The organism is Shewanella olleyana (assembly GCF_023283825.1).
In the GTDB taxonomy this organism is placed as follows: Bacteria; Pseudomonadota; Gammaproteobacteria; order Enterobacterales; family Shewanellaceae; genus Shewanella; species Shewanella olleyana.
Window position 1 is genome coordinate 13616 of sequence record NZ_JAKILD010000006.1, and the last position, 16495, is coordinate 30110.

Annotated in this window: 15 protein-coding genes; 6 read left to right on the forward strand and 9 right to left on the reverse strand. The window is 37.4% G+C overall.

Translation table 11 applies throughout. The features are described 5' to 3' along the window. The first annotated feature begins 15 nt into the window (after positions 1-15). From L2735_RS05730 to L2735_RS05755, 6 genes are all read left to right on the forward strand, one after another. Positions 16-417, forward strand: coding sequence for a hypothetical protein (locus L2735_RS05730; protein WP_248983797.1), 402 nt, complete (start codon positions 16-18; stop codon positions 415-417). 2 nt (positions 418-419) lie between these two features. Further along, the gene (locus tag L2735_RS05735; protein ID WP_248983798.1) at positions 420-1589 is read left to right on the forward strand and encodes an EAL domain-containing response regulator; all 1170 of its coding nucleotides are present in this window, start codon (positions 420-422) and stop codon (positions 1587-1589) included. A 10-nt stretch (positions 1590-1599) separates the two neighbouring features. Then, positions 1600-2187 carry a response regulator transcription factor gene (locus L2735_RS05740; protein WP_248983799.1) on the forward strand — a complete coding sequence of 196 codons (588 nt, stop codon included), beginning with the start codon at positions 1600-1602 and terminating at the stop codon, positions 2185-2187. Positions 2188-2200: 13 nt separating this feature from the next. Continuing rightward, positions 2201-3547, forward strand: coding sequence for a GGDEF domain-containing protein (locus L2735_RS05745; RefSeq protein ID WP_248983800.1), 1347 nt, complete (start codon positions 2201-2203; stop codon positions 3545-3547). Then, complete coding sequence (locus L2735_RS05750; RefSeq protein WP_283104556.1) at positions 3537-4856, forward strand: response regulator; 1320 nt, start codon at positions 3537-3539, stop codon at positions 4854-4856. Before L2735_RS05745 ends, L2735_RS05750 begins: the two co-directional genes overlap by 11 nt. Positions 4857-4986: 130 nt before the next feature. After that, positions 4987-5613 carry a response regulator transcription factor gene (locus tag L2735_RS05755; RefSeq protein WP_248983802.1) on the forward strand — a complete coding sequence of 209 codons (627 nt, stop codon included), beginning with the start codon at positions 4987-4989 and terminating at the stop codon, positions 5611-5613. Positions 5614-5830: 217 nt separating this feature from the next. On the opposite strand, the gene adk is transcribed toward L2735_RS05755, so the two are convergent. The 9 genes from adk to dnaX form a co-directional block, all read right to left on the reverse strand. Next, on the reverse strand, positions 5831-6475 hold the full coding sequence (adk, locus tag L2735_RS05760) for an adenylate kinase (protein WP_248983803.1): 645 nt from the start codon (positions 6473-6475) through the stop codon (positions 5831-5833). Positions 6476-6608: 133 nt separating this feature from the next. Then, positions 6609-7472 (reverse strand): co-chaperone YbbN, encoded by an 864-nt coding sequence (locus tag L2735_RS05765; protein WP_248983804.1) that lies wholly within the window; start codon positions 7470-7472, stop codon positions 6609-6611. Positions 7473-7582: 110 nt separating this feature from the next. Next, entirely contained in the window at positions 7583-9502 is a 1920-nt protein-coding gene (htpG, locus tag L2735_RS05770; RefSeq protein ID WP_248983805.1) for a molecular chaperone HtpG, read from the reverse strand. Between the two features lie 213 nt (positions 9503-9715). Continuing rightward, positions 9716-10315 (reverse strand): recombination mediator RecR, encoded by a 600-nt coding sequence (gene recR, locus L2735_RS05775; RefSeq protein ID WP_248983806.1) that lies wholly within the window; start codon positions 10313-10315, stop codon positions 9716-9718. A gap of 185 nt (positions 10316-10500) precedes the next feature. Continuing rightward, a complete protein-coding gene (locus L2735_RS05780; RefSeq protein WP_248983807.1) occupies positions 10501-10734 on the reverse strand; it encodes a helix-turn-helix transcriptional regulator in 234 nt (77 codons plus the stop codon). Further along, positions 10727-11224, reverse strand: coding sequence for a hypothetical protein (locus L2735_RS05785; RefSeq protein ID WP_248983808.1), 498 nt, complete (start codon positions 11222-11224; stop codon positions 10727-10729). The genes L2735_RS05780 and L2735_RS05785 overlap by 8 nt, the downstream gene beginning before the upstream one ends. Before the next feature lie 386 nt (positions 11225-11610). Then, entirely contained in the window at positions 11611-12540 is a 930-nt protein-coding gene (locus L2735_RS05790; RefSeq protein ID WP_248983809.1) for a DMT family transporter, read from the reverse strand. Between the two features lie 599 nt (positions 12541-13139). Then, a complete protein-coding gene (locus L2735_RS05795) occupies positions 13140-13469 on the reverse strand; it encodes a YbaB/EbfC family nucleoid-associated protein (protein ID WP_153916128.1) in 330 nt (109 codons plus the stop codon). A 130-nt stretch (positions 13470-13599) separates the two neighbouring features. After that, complete coding sequence (gene dnaX / locus L2735_RS05800; RefSeq protein ID WP_248983810.1) at positions 13600-16365, reverse strand: DNA polymerase III subunit gamma/tau; 2766 nt, start codon at positions 16363-16365, stop codon at positions 13600-13602. Positions 16366-16495: the final 130 nt, after the last annotated feature.

The following is a 16495-nucleotide window of genomic DNA, read 5'->3' on the forward strand; positions in this document are numbered from 1 at the left end:
ATTGAGGAGTTTAAATTGCCAACATATACCAATATAGATAAATCAAAACAGTTTAATACAAATATTTATTTAGAAGCAGATAACAAACCTTACAATAAAAATGAACATCTAGAAATAAAACTTTGTAATTTCAACAGGAATGATGCTAACTATTTAAAATCTTTCTATATAAGCAGCTTAATGGATGACAAAAAAAAACTTAAAAATAGTAAAGATAATCTAGTGGAACTATTAAATCATGTTCATAGGATAAAAGGAGCTGCTAGCGTTGCATGTACATTGGCTATTGAGTTGGAATGTAAAAATATTGAATGTTTTTTTACAGAAAAACAAACCACTAGAAAGACTTTAAAAAAAATAAACGATTTAATTATGGTCATCGATGATGTCATTAGTCATAACACGAAAGGTTTGTAACTATGTATAACTTGAACAGTATCAAAATACTCAATATTGAAGATGATGAATTCCAAAGAATTGCAATATCAATGATATTAAGAGGCTTAGGTTACAAGAATATAACAGAAGCAAATGATGGTGCAGAAGCTATCAACAAACTAAAAAATGAAAAATTTGATATTGTTATCACAGATATAAATATGCCAAATACAAGTGGCATTCAATTAATATCATATTTGAATCAATTTCACTGCGATATTGCAGTCATCGTCGTTACCGCAATGGAAGATGATATTTTACAGCTTATAGAGTCTATGAGCTACCATCAGAGCTTCAGTTACTTTGATATAATAAAAAAACCTTTTTACAAATCTGATTTTGAAAGAATTCTAACGAATGTCATGATTAAGGGTATTCAAGCAAAAAGACATAAAATGAATATCGACATTGATAGTTTTGAAAGTGCATTAGCTAATGGGGACATAATTAACTATTACCAACCTCAAGTTGGTAAAAATTCTGATGATTTACAGGGTGTTGAGGCATTAGTCAGATGGCAACATGAAAAATATGGCATATTGTCTCCAATAAACTTCTTAAGTTTTTGCGAAAATAATATTGAATTAGATATGAAGCTATTTGAAACAGTATTAAGTAATGCCATAAATGATTGCAAAAAATATAATATTACTTGCCAGGTTTCAGTCAACATAAGTCAAAAGTGTATAGAGCACCCTGCACTTTTAAAAGTAATTAACTCAATTATAGATAGAACTAATTTTGACATAAGTTTGTTAACTCTAGAGCTAACTGAGTCAGATGTATATAGCGAAACATTGCAAATGCTATTGAACTTATGCGAACTAAAATATAATAAAGTTAAGCTTTCAATAGATGATTTTGGCACAGGGTATTCATCTCTAAAAAAACTTGTTAACTATCCATTTAGTGAATTAAAAATTGATAGAAGTTTTATTTTTGATTGTGCAAATAATAATACAACCGATACTGTAACAAAATTGTCAATTGCATTAGCCCATCAACTAGGTTTAAGCGTCGTCGCTGAAGGCATTGAAGATAAAGAAACATTAGATCATTTAGTTTCTCTTGGGATTGACAAATATCAGGGTTTCTTTACTGGTAAACCTATGCTGCCTGCTGAACTAGAAAACTTTTATATCATGCAGTAAAGGAAAGCTTATGCACAAATTAACAATACTTGCTTTAGATGACCACCCTCTAATCTGTAAAGCGATTGAAAGCATATTAAAAACAGACCCCAAAGTAGAATTAGCAGTTTCAACCACAAATATAAGTGATGCACTTAAAACTTATAAAGAAATAAACCCTAACTTCTTGATTTTAGATGTCAATTTAGGTTCCAGTGAGACAAATGGATTTATCTTTTTTGAAGAGTTAAAAAAACTAGGCTTTACAGGAAAGTCGCTTTGTATTTCCTCTGAAGACAGCCCTGTTCTGTCAGAAGCATCTCAGGGAGCTGGAATGGACGGTTTTATAGCTAAAACCCAAGCAACAGAGTCATTAATTGATTCAATTAATATCATTAGTGCTGGATATAAAATTTTTAAAAAATCAGAAAAAAATGTTGTATTGAGTAATAGAGAATCACAAGTTCTCACGATGCTACTTAGTGGTTCTAAAAATAGTGAAATAGCGGTTAACCTTAATTTAAGTCAAAAAACAATTTCGACTTATAAAGCTAGAGTTCTCAAAAAGTATTCAGTAAATAATCCAATAGAGTTAACAAAGTTTAACGTTAATTTATAGGTGTAAAATTAAAATGCAATCAATAAAACCGTTTGATAAATCAATACTAAAAAAGTATATATGGAAAAACCTTTATTTCTCATTAATTGTGACTTTTGTTTTTGCAACAATTATTTTTATTCTTGGCATCTTTAATGAAAATGAAAGACACATACAACTTAGAACAACTTTACTTAACAACGCAAACTTAGTTCTTGGTAATTTCATTCTAGAGTCAGAGATAATTGAATATGCCATAAAAAACGGTTCAAAAAACAATGAACTAACTATTGACACACTAAAAGACATCTCAAATAAATTTAGCATTAATGAAATTGAAAACAACAAAATATATTTAGATATTTTCAACAGAACATCAAAGAATGAATTTACAAGGTACTCTTTAACAAGGCCTAGAGTGATTTCAAAAATAAATGATAACTCTCACTGTTGGAATGATGAAAAATGCCTTGAAAATAACTTTAATATTAAAGACCTAAATAATAAAATTTTTTTAGAAGAAATTGATAAAACAGCTTATAGCTATTACAAGCCTATTTTTGTTGATAATAAACTTTATGGGAAGATAACCTCTATACACACTCTACCTGACACCTTTGCCAATGCTTACACAATAGATATTAGTCAAGTTATCAAGGGTAAGAATGTAACCCAAACAGTTCGATTAAAATCTAAAAAAGCATTATTTGACGACAAACTGTCAAAAGTGACATCCCAAATGTCTTCAGAAGGCCTGAACCTGGTACTTTACTCTCCGCTTACGTACCCAATTCGTGAAAATGCGCCAACTGTAATATTAGTATTTATAATGACCTTTGTTTTAAGACTAATGTTAAGGAACAGTCAAGAGCTTAAAGCGAAAAATGGCTTGTTATCTATGGAGAACTACAAAGATTCTTTAACTAGCTCCTATAACAGAAAACTGCTCGAAAGTGACTATTTTTTGCAGAGAAATCAGAACCATAGATTAAATGGTGGCGTAATTTCTATCATTTTAATAGATGGTAATCGCATAAAAACTATAAATGATACATATGGCCATTCTATAGGGGATCTAGCAATTCAATATATTGATCAGGCGATTCATGAAAGTATTCGAGAAAGTGATGACTCAATACGCTTAGGTGGCGATGAATTTCTGATAATAGCAAGATGTAAAGAAGCCGATGCAACTTCGCTAATCAACAGAATAATCGTTAATTTACAAACTAGAGTCATTCCTTCAACGAATATTAATGTAGATATTTCGTTTGGCTGCACAGAATATAGCGCAGAAGAAAGCTTTGATGTAGCTATAAGTCGTGCTGATAAATTAATGTACCAAAATAAAAACTCAATTGACGTAGCCGATGAAAATTAACACTATTATCATTGACGACTCAAGCTTCATATTGGCCAGTATTAAGTTATTACTGAAGAGTATGGGAATTGATACCAATTGTATTTATACTAGTAAAACAGCCTCGAATGCAGTACAAATCTGTACAGAAGTTGAAATGGATCTCGTTATATGTGACATCAACCTTGGAAGAGGTATAAGTGGGATCCAACTTATCGACGAATTACGATATAAGTGCATAATCCCTGATTATTGTACATTAATAATGTTAACAGGAGAAAAAAGCCAACATGTTATTTATAGCATTTTGGATATGAATATTGATGACTATTTATTAAAACCTTATACAGGTTTATTTTTTAAAAATAGAGTAATGAAACAGTTAAAAGTTAAGCAATCAGTTAAAGGTGTTTATTTAGAGAAAAATAGAGGAAATCATAGAAACTCCATTAAAATACTCGATAAAATACGTGCAACTAATAAAAACAAAAATTATTATGACAAATTAAAATGCCAAATTTTGAACGACGCTAACAAGCATAATCAAGCGTTAGAGTTATACTCAAAATCCGTAAAGGCCTACGATGAAGATTGGGCTAAAGTTGGCGTTATTCAAAGTTTATTGTCATTATCAGATATTGATAATGCTGATATAAAAATTGATGAGCTAATCTCAGAGAAAGATAAGAATGTGCCATTAAAGTTTTTTGATGTAAAAGTGAATGTCTTGATTTTATCAAAAAAGATTACACAAGCTATTGCGTTACTGGAAAAATTAAACGAAACCACAGCCAACAATTATTCAAGGTGTCAAACTTTAGCACATTTATATATGATTACTGGCCGATACTCAGAAGCAAGAGAACTATATTTACATTATAAAAAGTTAGTTAAGGATACACACTTAAATAATTTTATGAGTGATTACTACCTTATCACCTCCTTATTATTCATTAAAAGCAAAACAAGTAAATCTGTTGACATAAACAAACTTTTCACATTAGATATTTCGAATAAAAATTCAAATGAAAAGCATTTGTATATATTACTTCAAGCACATAGCGAATTGCACAGCAATAATATTAAATCAGCGATTTATAAAATCATGTATTTATTTAAGAATTATAACCAGTTATCAAAAGAGTCACTTCTGCATCTTTCAGTACTACTTAAAATTATTAATAAAATAAATGAATTTGAAAAAATCACTAAACTTTGCCTATCAAAGTTAAATGAAAGTAACACTTGCGTAGATGACGTACTAACAGGTTATTTTATTGAAAGTATCAAAAATGGTGTATCTACGGGTAAGGAATTTTGTGAGCATTAATTCTTAACGCCCTGTAATCGAAAGTCTCTAGCATCAGTATTCATCAGTTAAATTGGAAAAGCTGGTTTTCCCAATATGCATTTAGTATTACGTATTATCTATAGCTCTTATTGCTCTAGAGGTTACTAAAATGCCAACGCATAACTGTTTAACATTTTTGATTATCGAACCAAACCCAATATTAGCTGATAGCTTATTGGGCATTTTTCATAGTCATTACAGCAATGCTAAGGTATTAACAGCAACTACAGTCCATGAAGCAAGACAAGCCACCAAAAATAACAAGATTGATCTAATGATGATTGAGCCAGAGATTGATAAAAATGAAGGTTTTAATTTAATTGCAAACTTTAGTAAGTTCACATCAAACACAAAGATTTTGTGTTATTCAGACCTAAAATTACCTAAGGCAACTACCCTATTACAGCAACTTGGAAGTCATGGTTTAATCTCTAAACAAACCAATAAAATAGAGATAGTTAACGCGATTAACTTTTTACTTTCAGGTTTTACTTTATTCAAATTAGAGTCCGGAACCGAACATGTTAGTTTATCTAAAAGAGAGTCACTTGTTTTTTGCTATTTATGCAAAGGAATGACAAATAAGCAAATATCTCACAAATTATTTTTAAGCGAAAAAACAATAAGTACCTATAAAACAAGATTACTCAAGAAAATGAACACTGATTCATTTATAAGCCTGATAACTCATAATGGATACTTAAATACTGATTTCACGAGCAGCATTCTAGTGTAAAAGTACTGTGGGATTGAACTAGACAAGATACCAATTCACCGTTATCAAAGTTATAAAATTTACTCAATTTTTATTATGACTTACGATTAAATTAATATGATCAAACGTAGTTAACTTAACACTAAGAACAAAAAAGCCTGCAATGCAGGCTTTTTTATGAACAACAGCAACAAGATGCCATTGTTTAACACTTAACTTTATTGATTAACCTGGGCGATTAACCTAGTAACTGTTTAACTTGCTCACTAACAGCTGCAACAGTTTGTGTTCCATCATACTTAGTGTATTGAGTGTTACCTTCAGCAGCAACTTTACCGTAGTACTCAACTAACGGCTTAGTTTGCTCATGGTAAATACCAAGACGCTTACGTACAGTCGTCTCTTCGTCATCAGGACGGATAGATAGATCATCACCCGTCACATCATCTTTACCTTCCACTTTAGGTGGATTGTAAACAATGTGGTAAACACGGCCAGAACCAGAATGAACACGACGTCCACTCATACGCTTAACGATTTCTTCGTCTGGTACATCAATTTCGATTACGTGATCGATTTCGATACCGTTAGCAACCATCGCATCTGCTTGAGGAATAGTGCGTGGGAAACCATCTAATAAGAAACCTTTCACACAATCATCTTGTGCAATACGCTCTTTAACTAAACCAATAATTAGGTCATCTGATACTAACTGGCCCGCATCCATCACTGATTTGGCTTCTAAGCCTAATGCTGTACCAGCTTTAATCGCTGCACGTAGCATGTCACCAGTTGAGATTTGTGGGATACCGTATTGCTCCATAATAAACTGAGCTTGTGTGCCTTTACCGGCACCTGGGGCACCCAATAGTATAATGCGCATCTCAAAAGTCCTCTTTATTGCTTTCATATTTTTAGGCCGCGATTCTCGCACATTTAGCCTGTCTTTAGAAGGCAAAAAGCGAAAGAGTTAGACCAATATCTAATACGTCGCGGCGTACTTAAATGGCTGGTGTTTAATACAACAAACTATACAAACGACGGCGATACTGATTAGCTAAGGTATTGCCCTGCCCTAAAGCCGTAAGTATTTCCATAAACACTTGTTTAACTTTGCCATCGGCCGCCGACAAATCTTTTTGTAAAATCACAAATAAGCTTTCTAGTGCTTCTTCTCCGCGATTGGCTTGGTTCAGCGCTTTAGCTAAATCAATTGAAATATCGGCATTATCAGGTTGTTGTTGTAAAGCTTGTTGTAGCTGACGGATTTCAGGCGTATCAGCCGCATCTTCAGCCAATGTTAGCTTCGCCTTAAGGTTTTGGTAATAGCTGTCTTGATCAGCAAGACCAATCGTTTCCAGTAAGGTTTTCGCATCGGCTAAAATGCCAAGTTGCAGATACACATCAACTAACACCAAGGCCACTTCAGCTTTCTGCTGTGAATCTGCATAAGCGCTTTTAAGTAAAGCTAATGCTTCTTCAAGCTTTTCTTTAGCTGGGTTTTCTTCAACAAGTATTGCTTTAGCGGCATTTAAATCTTGTACCCACATGCCAGGTAAATGCTTATTTAGCAGTTCGTTGACTTGCGCGGCGCTTTGCGTGCCTGCAAAACCATCAATAGGCTGGCCTTTGCTGAGCACCAAATGAGTCGGCAAACTTTGAATTTGGAAATAGTTGGCAATTTCTAACTCAGCTTCACAGTTTACTTTTGCCAGAATAAAGCGACCTGCTTGCTCGTTGGCAAGTTGCTCCATCACTTGCATCATTTGCACACTTTCAGGCTGTTGCTGCGCCCAAAAAGACATGACAACAAAGTTATCCATTGAGGCATCAACAACTTGCTGAATGTTCTCTTTGGTTAAATTAATAATATGTTCCATGGTGGATCCTTATCGCAATGTCATTTCACCAGTATCACACTGGCTAAAAATGAATGCTAATAAAAAGCGGACACTCAGTCCGCTTTTTGTATATGCAAAATAACCTAAGCTTACTTCAAGCTTGCTACTAGCATTTCGTTAGTCAATTTAATGAATGCTGATGGATCTGCTAAACTACCTTTTTCAGAAAGCTGAGCTTGTTGCAGTAATAAGTCTGCCCAGTTAGCAAATAACAACTCATCTTGTTCGTTGTTTAAACGCTCAACTAATGGGTGATGCGGGTTGATTTCAAATGTAGGCTTAGACTCAGGTACAGGCTGACCTGCTGATTGCATAAGCTTAATCATTTGCGATGACATTTCACCTTCACCAGCAACCACACAAGCAGGCGTATCAGTTAAACGTGAAGTCACTTTAACATCAGCCACTTTAGCGCCTAAAGCTGATTTCATGCGCTCAACTAAACCTTCAGCTTCACCGGCAAGTTTCTCTTGCGCTTCTTTTTCTGCCGCATCTTCTAACTCGCCTAGCTCTAAATCGCCACGAGTCACAGAATGCAGTTTCTTGTCTTTAAATTCAGTTAAATGGTTAATTAACCACTCATCAATGCGCTCTGACATTAATAACACTTCAATGTCTTTCTTACGCAATAATTCAAGATGCGGACTGTTTGCAGCGGCTTCATGGCTGTCTGCCACGATGTAGTAAATCTTATCTTGGCCTTCTTTCATACGGCTGATGTAATCATCTAGCGATACGTCAGTAACAGCTGTGTCATTATGCGTTGAAGCAAAACGAAGTAACCCAGAGATGCGTTCACGGTTAGCAAAATCTTCAGCTGGGCCTTCTTTTAACACTTGACCAAATTCAGCCCAAAATGCTTGATACTTCTCAGCATCGTTTTTAGCCATTTTTTCAAGCATGCCAAGTACGCGTTTAGTCACGCCACCACGCAGTGCTTTAGTAACGCTATTGTCTTGTAAGATTTCACGTGACACGTTTAGCGGTAAATCGTTTGAGTCGATTAACCCTTTAACGAAACGCAGGTAAGTCGGCATAAACTGCTCAGCGTCATCCATGATGAATACGCGTTGAACAAATAATTTAAGGCCGTTTTTAGCATCACGGTTAAACATATCCCATGGCGCTTTGCTCGGGATATACAATAAGCTAGTGTATTCTTGCTTACCTTCTACACGGTTATGAGACCAAGTTGCTGCATCACCATAGTCATGTGAAATGTGCTTGTAGAATTCTTGATACTCTTCATCTGAGATATCTGACTTGCTACGAGTCCAAAGCGCAGTCGCTTTGTTCATAGGCTTCCATTGACCTTCAGTCGCAGGTATCGCTTCACCACCCTCTTCTGTCGCTTCAACGGCTGGCGTGCCTTCTTCAAACATTTCTACAGGTACTGAGATATGATCTGAGTACTTAGTAATGATTGAACGTAAACGAGTATCGTCTGCGTATTCTTTCTCTTCGTCACGTAAATGCAACGTAATTTCAGTACCACGGCTGTTTTTAGTGATGGTATCAACGGTGAAGTCGCCTTCGCCTTCTGATTCCCACACAACACCTTGATTAACATCAGCACCAGCAGCACGAGTACGAACCGTAACTTTATCAGCAACAATAAATGCAGAGTAGAAACCTACACCGAACTGACCAATCAGTTGCGAGTCTTTTGACTCTTCACCTGATAAGTTTTTGAAGAAATCAGCAGTACCTGATTTAGCAATAGTCCCTAAATGCTCGATTACACCATCACGTGTCATACCGATACCGTTATCTTCAATCGTAACGGTGCCTTTTTCTTTATCGGTACTGATACGAACGCGAAGCTCGGTATCATCTTCAAATAAGGAGTTGTCAGTTAAGGCAAGGTAACGCAACTTATCAGCAGCATCGGCCGCATTTGAAACTAGTTCACGTAAGAAAATTTCTTTATTTGAATATAAAGAATGGATCATCAGATGAAGAAGTTGTTTTACTTCGGTTTGAAAGCCATGTGTTTCTTGTTGAGACATGAAAATTTCCCTTGGTTTAACGTTAATACAGCAGTCTCATCGAACCGATACGGTATTTTCAATAAGACTAAAATTCTTTGTTACCTAGGAAATGGGGCGTGAAATTACGTTTTCAAGGGGTTTTTTTTCTGATGGCTAAAAAAAACGCAAAAAGGGCTAAATTAGCCCTTAAAAATACGATTTACTCCATTTTGATATAAAGCAGAGACCGCCCTATAACGGAATACGACCGTTAAATGATAATGCCAATGTGGTGCTGTCCACATACTCAAGCTCACCACCCACTGGCACGCCGTGTGCAATACGGCTGATGACCACATTATGACGGCGAGCAATATCAGCAATAAAATGCGCTGTTGCATCGCCTTCAACCGTCGGGTTAGTGGCTAAAATAAGCTCGGTGAGATCCTCTGACGACAAATGCTTTTCAAGTAATGCAAGGCCCAACTCTTCAGGCCCAACACCATCAAGTGGTGATAAATGGCCAAGCAACACAAAGTAGCGCCCCATAAAATGGCCACCAGCTTCAATCGCTAATACGTCTGCTGGCGTTTCAACCACACAAATAACACCTGCATTGCCACGCTTTGGGCTACTACAGATTGGGCATAGCTCTTGTTCAGTAAAGGTACGACACGCTTGGCAATGACCAACTTCACTCATTGAACGTTCTAACGCATTGGCAAGCTTGTGCCCTGCTTTACGATTACGTTCCAATAATTGAAAAGCCATACGCTGAGCGGATTTAGGACCCACCCCCGGTAAACATCGTAACGACTCAATTAACTCATCAACAAGTGGACTAAATTTCATAAACTAATAATGGCCTTAGCAGTGCCGCAGCACTCAATATAATGTTTCAGCTTGGATTACAGATGACCAGCTAAAGGAATGGGTGAATTATTATCTCAAGCGAGAAAGATTGCAAAGAGTTATTGCGTCCATATGTCAGCAATACAGACAATACTAGCCTGCCTGTCATAAATCATGATGGCTCGCTACTTGTCTGAGCGATAACGGAACACTTCTTCTAACGGTAAATTAAATACCTCAGCAATTTTAAATGCCACCTCTAACGTAGGTGAATACTTATTTGACTCGATAGCCATTACTGTTTGTCTAGTGACTCCAATTTGCTCAGCGAGCTGCTTTTGAGTCATTTCATCATGTAAAAACCGCAAAGTACGAATAGAGTTGCTAATACCCATACCTTCTTGATCATTTTTACCCATAAATCTCTCCCGTACGACCTTTGTAGAGCTGCACGCCATAATGTGCCAATTCAGCGGTCAAAAATGCCACCAACAATATGTGTAATGGTAAATGGGGAATAGGCTCAAAAAGAATGGTTTCAGCTTGTTTATCTAAACCGTACTGCACAATGGCTAAAATCACCCCAACTTGTAAAATCATCGCTGAATACTTGTAACCCACCAGATCAATTTGTTTTTCTCTTACATCCATCGGTTGATTCAATTCATCATCACTTACAAAAGCAAGCACGATATAACTCAATACCATTAGCACCACTGAGTAAATGATGATTTCCAGTAAAACGCCTGAAAGCCACACGGTCGATGCAAGCTCTTCAGCACTGGCATAGTACATTCTACTTAGATAAATATAGAAAATGTATGCGGTAACCAAAAAGTCCACCGACAAAGTGACTTCTCTAAAACTGGTTTCTTGTAACCATTGATATAACTTCTGTTTATTCGTCATGTTAATTTAACCTCACTCCATGTTAAAGATATTTAACTTGTGGTTAATTTAAGCTTACTTCTTGTTCATGTCAAATATCTTTAACCTTAAGTTAACTATTGAGTACTTAAGTGTGAGGTAATTTAAAAACAATAAATTTCAAAACTTTGACTTATAAGGCTATGAGAAATTTGATATTTAAAGGAAAAGTGCGAGTTAAACAAAGGAAAATTAAAACGGTGATTACAGGATTGATTAAAAAGTAGAGTCAGAGATTCTAATAAGGAATATCAAGCAAATGCAAATATAAATATAAATATAGACAGGTGGAATAATTTGATATAAATCAGCAACTCAAAGAGCTGCATTTGTTATTAAGTCTGTTTTCCTGCGTACTTTTTGCCTAACTATCGTTTACTTAAATAGTGCTTACCTAAAAGCACTATCATAATTCCGCTCAAGATCACCAATGATGATATTCCGAGCCTTAAAGAAAACACTTCATCAGCAAATATCACCCCACCAATTGCCGCAATAACCGGTACCAGTAATTGAACCACGCTGGCTTGAATTCCAGTTAACCCTGCTAATGCCGCATACCAAATAACGTAACCCACAGCTGATGCGAGGCCGCCAGAGATTATCGTTAGCAAAATTCCTGTGGGTGTTATTGTCGAGAATGGGATAGTGGCAATCGATAAAATGATCACTAATGGTAAGGTGCGGATAAAGTTATAGCTGGTATCACTGATAGGTTCGCTAGACTGCTTACCTTCAAGGGTATAAAAGCCCCATGCAACACCAGACACAGCCATCAATACAAAACCTGAAATTGAAGGCGCACTCGCACCAGGCATGACTAAATAAACAAAACCTGAAAAGGCAATCATGACACCAAACCACTCAGAAAAATGCAGTTTTTGACCTGAAATGGCACCGACAACAATCATGGTGATTTGCACTGCGCCGAATAAAATTAGCGCTCCAGTACCTGTATCTAGTGAGGTATATGCATACGAGAAAGTTAAAGCATAAACAAAAAGCATCAAGGCAGCTTTCCAACTTCCTTTAGACCGTGCTTGGGGACGGTATGATATTAAACCTGCAGATGCATGATTGCTGCTGTGTTGGCTTTGTTGACTTAGTTCACCTGCAAATTTAACACGCTTAAATCTTGCCAATTGCATAATAATAACTAATACCGCAACTCCTGATAATAACCGAATTGCAGTAAAGCTGGCTGGATCAATAAGGTCATTTCCCAATGCTACTCGGCATAAAATAGAATTTCCAGCAAACGCAAGTAATGCAAATAAGGTATAAACAAGGGTCTTCATAAGGGCTGATGTTCACTTTAGTTCTTTCGTCATCTGTGGAATAAATAATATTAAATGTTCCTAGATCATGCTGTGTATGTATTTTGTACTTGTACTTGTACTCAGTGTAAGAATTTAAAGGCAGCTATAGCTCATTAACCGTTAGACTCTCATGTTCAACTCTTCTGTTCTACACTGGCAATTTCACTGAATGTATTGCACCGCATGTATTGTAGCGACAAGTCAGCTTTCTCTTTATACACAATGAAGTTTAAATGAGTTAACTTATTAATATATAGACACGATTTAGCTAACTTATACTTTCAAAGGTTTTTAAGTAAGCTTCTAACTTATTAATCATTTTTGGGGTATCTCCCCCAGATACGTGCAGCCTATCCTTATATTCTATAAGCCCTTATACAATAAATCAGCTCAACTGCTGTCATGTACACCACCAAAATTTCTACTATAGACTACAGGCCTATTTTAGTTACGAATTAAAAACCTAAAGCCAAGTTATACCAATCAGCATAAAAAAGCCCAAGTCGATGACTTGGGCTTTCGTTTAAACTTTAACTAGCTTCTAGCTCTGCATATTGCTTAGCTAGATACTTGTAGTCTTAGAATGGCATTTTCATTCCAGGAGGTAATTGCATACCGCCGGTGACTTCTGCCATTTTAGCTTTTTGGTTCTCTTCGATGCGACGAGCTGCGTCGTTGAATGCTGCAGCAATAAGATCTTCCAACATTTCTTTGTCGTCTTCCATTAAGCTAGGATCGATATCAACTTTACGAATGTTGTGTGCACCAGTCATGGTCACTTTAACTAAACCTGCACCCGCTTCACCAGTCATTTCTGACTGAGCGATCTCTTCTTGCATTTTAGCCATTTTGTCTTGCATCTGCTGGGCTTGTTTCATTAAGTTGCCCATACCGCCTTTTCCAAACATAGTCTTTTCTCTTAATTAGGTTATTAGCAAGCAGCCAAAGTGGGGCTAATCTTACTGAAAAAAAATAAATTGGCAATAAATCTCAGTTTATTGCTATCAAACTTTTGAAGCTGCTAGCGCTTTCGTGTGATTATTGAGCGCCTAAAGCAGGAATTTGTTGGCCAATGGCCTGTAACTTCTCTGCTGGATACACCAAGGTATCAGGATTTAACTGCGCAGCTAATCGTGTGAACATCCATTGTACTTTGTCATCATTAATTAAAGCGTAATTTGCATTAGCTAATAATTCACGATGGAATCTTTTTCTTAATTCTAGTGGTGTTTCATGTTTTCTGTCCAAACCAACGGTAATTGACACAGTTGTCGGCTCACCCAAATACTCTGATAGCGCGTTTTGTAACTGCTCAATGGCAACATCTGCAGCCAAATGCTTTTGGTCTGGCTTTAATAGCAGCGGGATCGGATTATCTAAACGCTGACACACGGAGTTAACCGCTAACTGCCGAACACGTCCACCAATGCTGAGTGATGCCATCACTTTATACCAGTGTAAGTCTAGCTCATCACCGGATATTTCATGCTCACCACTTACGGCTAATGCCGTTGGAGTAGCTACACTAGGCGCTTGATTACCACTATGACCCGCCTCAGCGTTATTGCCTTTATCTAATTCGACTGATGCTGCAATCTGAGGTTCAGCTAATAATGGGCTATTTTCAGATGTTGTGACATGAGTCTCAACCTCTTGAGCCGCACTATCTTTAATAGCCTGAGCATTGGCCATTGCGGGTTCAATAGCGCCTTCAGGCTTATCCCAAGGCGGTCTATCATTCTCATTTGAGGCTGTATCACTATCAACCGAAGTCGTATCAACCGAAGTCGCAATGGCTGATTTATCATCTGATTGCTCATTTGACTCAGCTTGTGAGTTAGAGTCAGTTGATGCATGTCCTTCTGCGGCAATTTTACTGCGTGGTGCGGGTACCTTAATACTAGGGTTCGCTGCCGCTTGTTGCTTTTTTGCTTGTTCACCTTCTGTGGCAAGCGTTGTTAAATCAGCTTTTAATGAATCATTGGTTGCCAAAACAGCATCAAGCAGTGCATCTAAATCGGCCGCTTCTTCTGCTGTCGGTTCTGGCGCTGCTTTTGCTTCAACAGCTTGAGTTTGCTGACTGTCAGTGACATTACTCGCTGATAATTGGCTTTCATCAAACGAAGATGTTGAAAATGAACTCATATCATCGTGTTGATAATCATCCATTGATGCCTCAGAACTCGCTTGAGCAAATTGCTCATAAGCATCCATTGGCATGCCGTCGCTATCACTGAGTGATGAGCTATTAAACGAAGAGTCACTTGATGAAGCATTAATTGAAGAGGCTTGTGATTGCTCGCTCACTTGGGATTGAGTGTTAGCCTTTTCTTCAGTCGTTTTTACTACTTCAGGCAGTTTGCTTTGCTCTGTTGCCGTTACCGTTTTTTGCTCAAAACCTAAACTGCTGGCTTGGCTTAATAGTATCGACTGCTCTGCTGCGAGTGCTTCATCTGACTTATGCTCTACAGCTTCCTCAGATTGGGGGTTATCATCAACACTAGCTGAGGCTTCAGCTTTCACACTCGAAGGTGCTTGAGCTTGCTCGGCCATGCTAGTTGTAACTTCAGGTTTAACTTCTGACTTTGGCTCAGCTTTTTGTTCAGCTTGTGGCTCAGCCTTATTTACAGGCTTTTGCGCCGCTGCTGCAATAGCTTGCGGGCTTGGCGCTGCTGGAAGTGATATTTCTGCGGCATCATCTGTGTGCCACCGTTTAACCGGCTTTTCTGGCACAAAAGCAATAGCTCGCAGTAATGCCATTTCTAATCCTGATTTAGGATCTGGTGCAAAAGCAAGTTCTTTACGACCAGTTAATAATAATTGGTAATAAAGCTGCACTTGCTCAGGAGCTAATTGCTGAGCAAAGGCTAATATTTGTTCACTATATAGTGATTGCTGCGCTGCAGCAGGGGCAAATTGAGTTAAGGTAATTTGATGAAGTAGCTCAAGTAAACTACGCAGCACTTCATCTGCGTCAGCGCCAAAACTAAGCACCTGCTGAATAGTCTGCATCAAATTAGCCACATCGGCATCACACAGCGACTTTAGTAGTGCAAGGACTTGCTGTGCATCAATACTCCCTAGCATCGACTGCACTTGTTGGTGCATGACTTGACCACTACCAAACGCAATGGCTTGATCGGTTAAGCTTAACGCATCGCGCATACTACCATTAGCAGCTTTAGCGAGTAAGTCTAACGCTTGTGGTTCATATTCAAGTTGCTCTTGAGTCAAAATAAAATCAAGCTGCTTGGCGATTTCGTCTTGAGAAAGGCTTTTTAAATTAAACTGCAAACAACGAGACAACACAGTGACAGGCAGTTTTTGCGGATCGGTTGTTGCCAGTAAAAACTTCACATGCTCTGGCGGCTCTTCTAGGGTTTTAAGCAAAGCATTAAAACTGCTGCGAGAGAGCATGTGTACTTCATCGATAAGGTACACTTTGAAGCGTCCACGTGAAGGCTTGTACTGGACGTTGTCGAGTAATTCGCGGGTGTCATCCACTTTGGTGCGCGACGCCGCATCGACTTCGATTAAGTCAACAAAACGCCCTTGGGCAATTTCAACACAACTAGAGCACACACCGCACGGCGTTGATGTTACGCCTTGCTCACAGTTTAAGCCTTTGGCAAATAGCCGCGCTAAACTGGTTTTACCGACACCTCGAGTGCCTGTAAATAAATATGCGTGATGTAAGCGCTGCTGAGTTAATGCATTTGTAAGAGCCAATAAGACATGCGATTGCCCTACCATTTCTTCAAATTTTGCAGGGCGCCACTTACGGGCTAACACCTGATAAGACATGGAATTCCCCAAGCTTCAAATTAAAACGGGATGATTTAGCGACATTATATTTCAAAAGCTCTTTCTAAAAACGTATCTAACACCGTTTCTAAAAGCGGTTTCTAAAGTCAGTACCCGAAAATAAATTTAA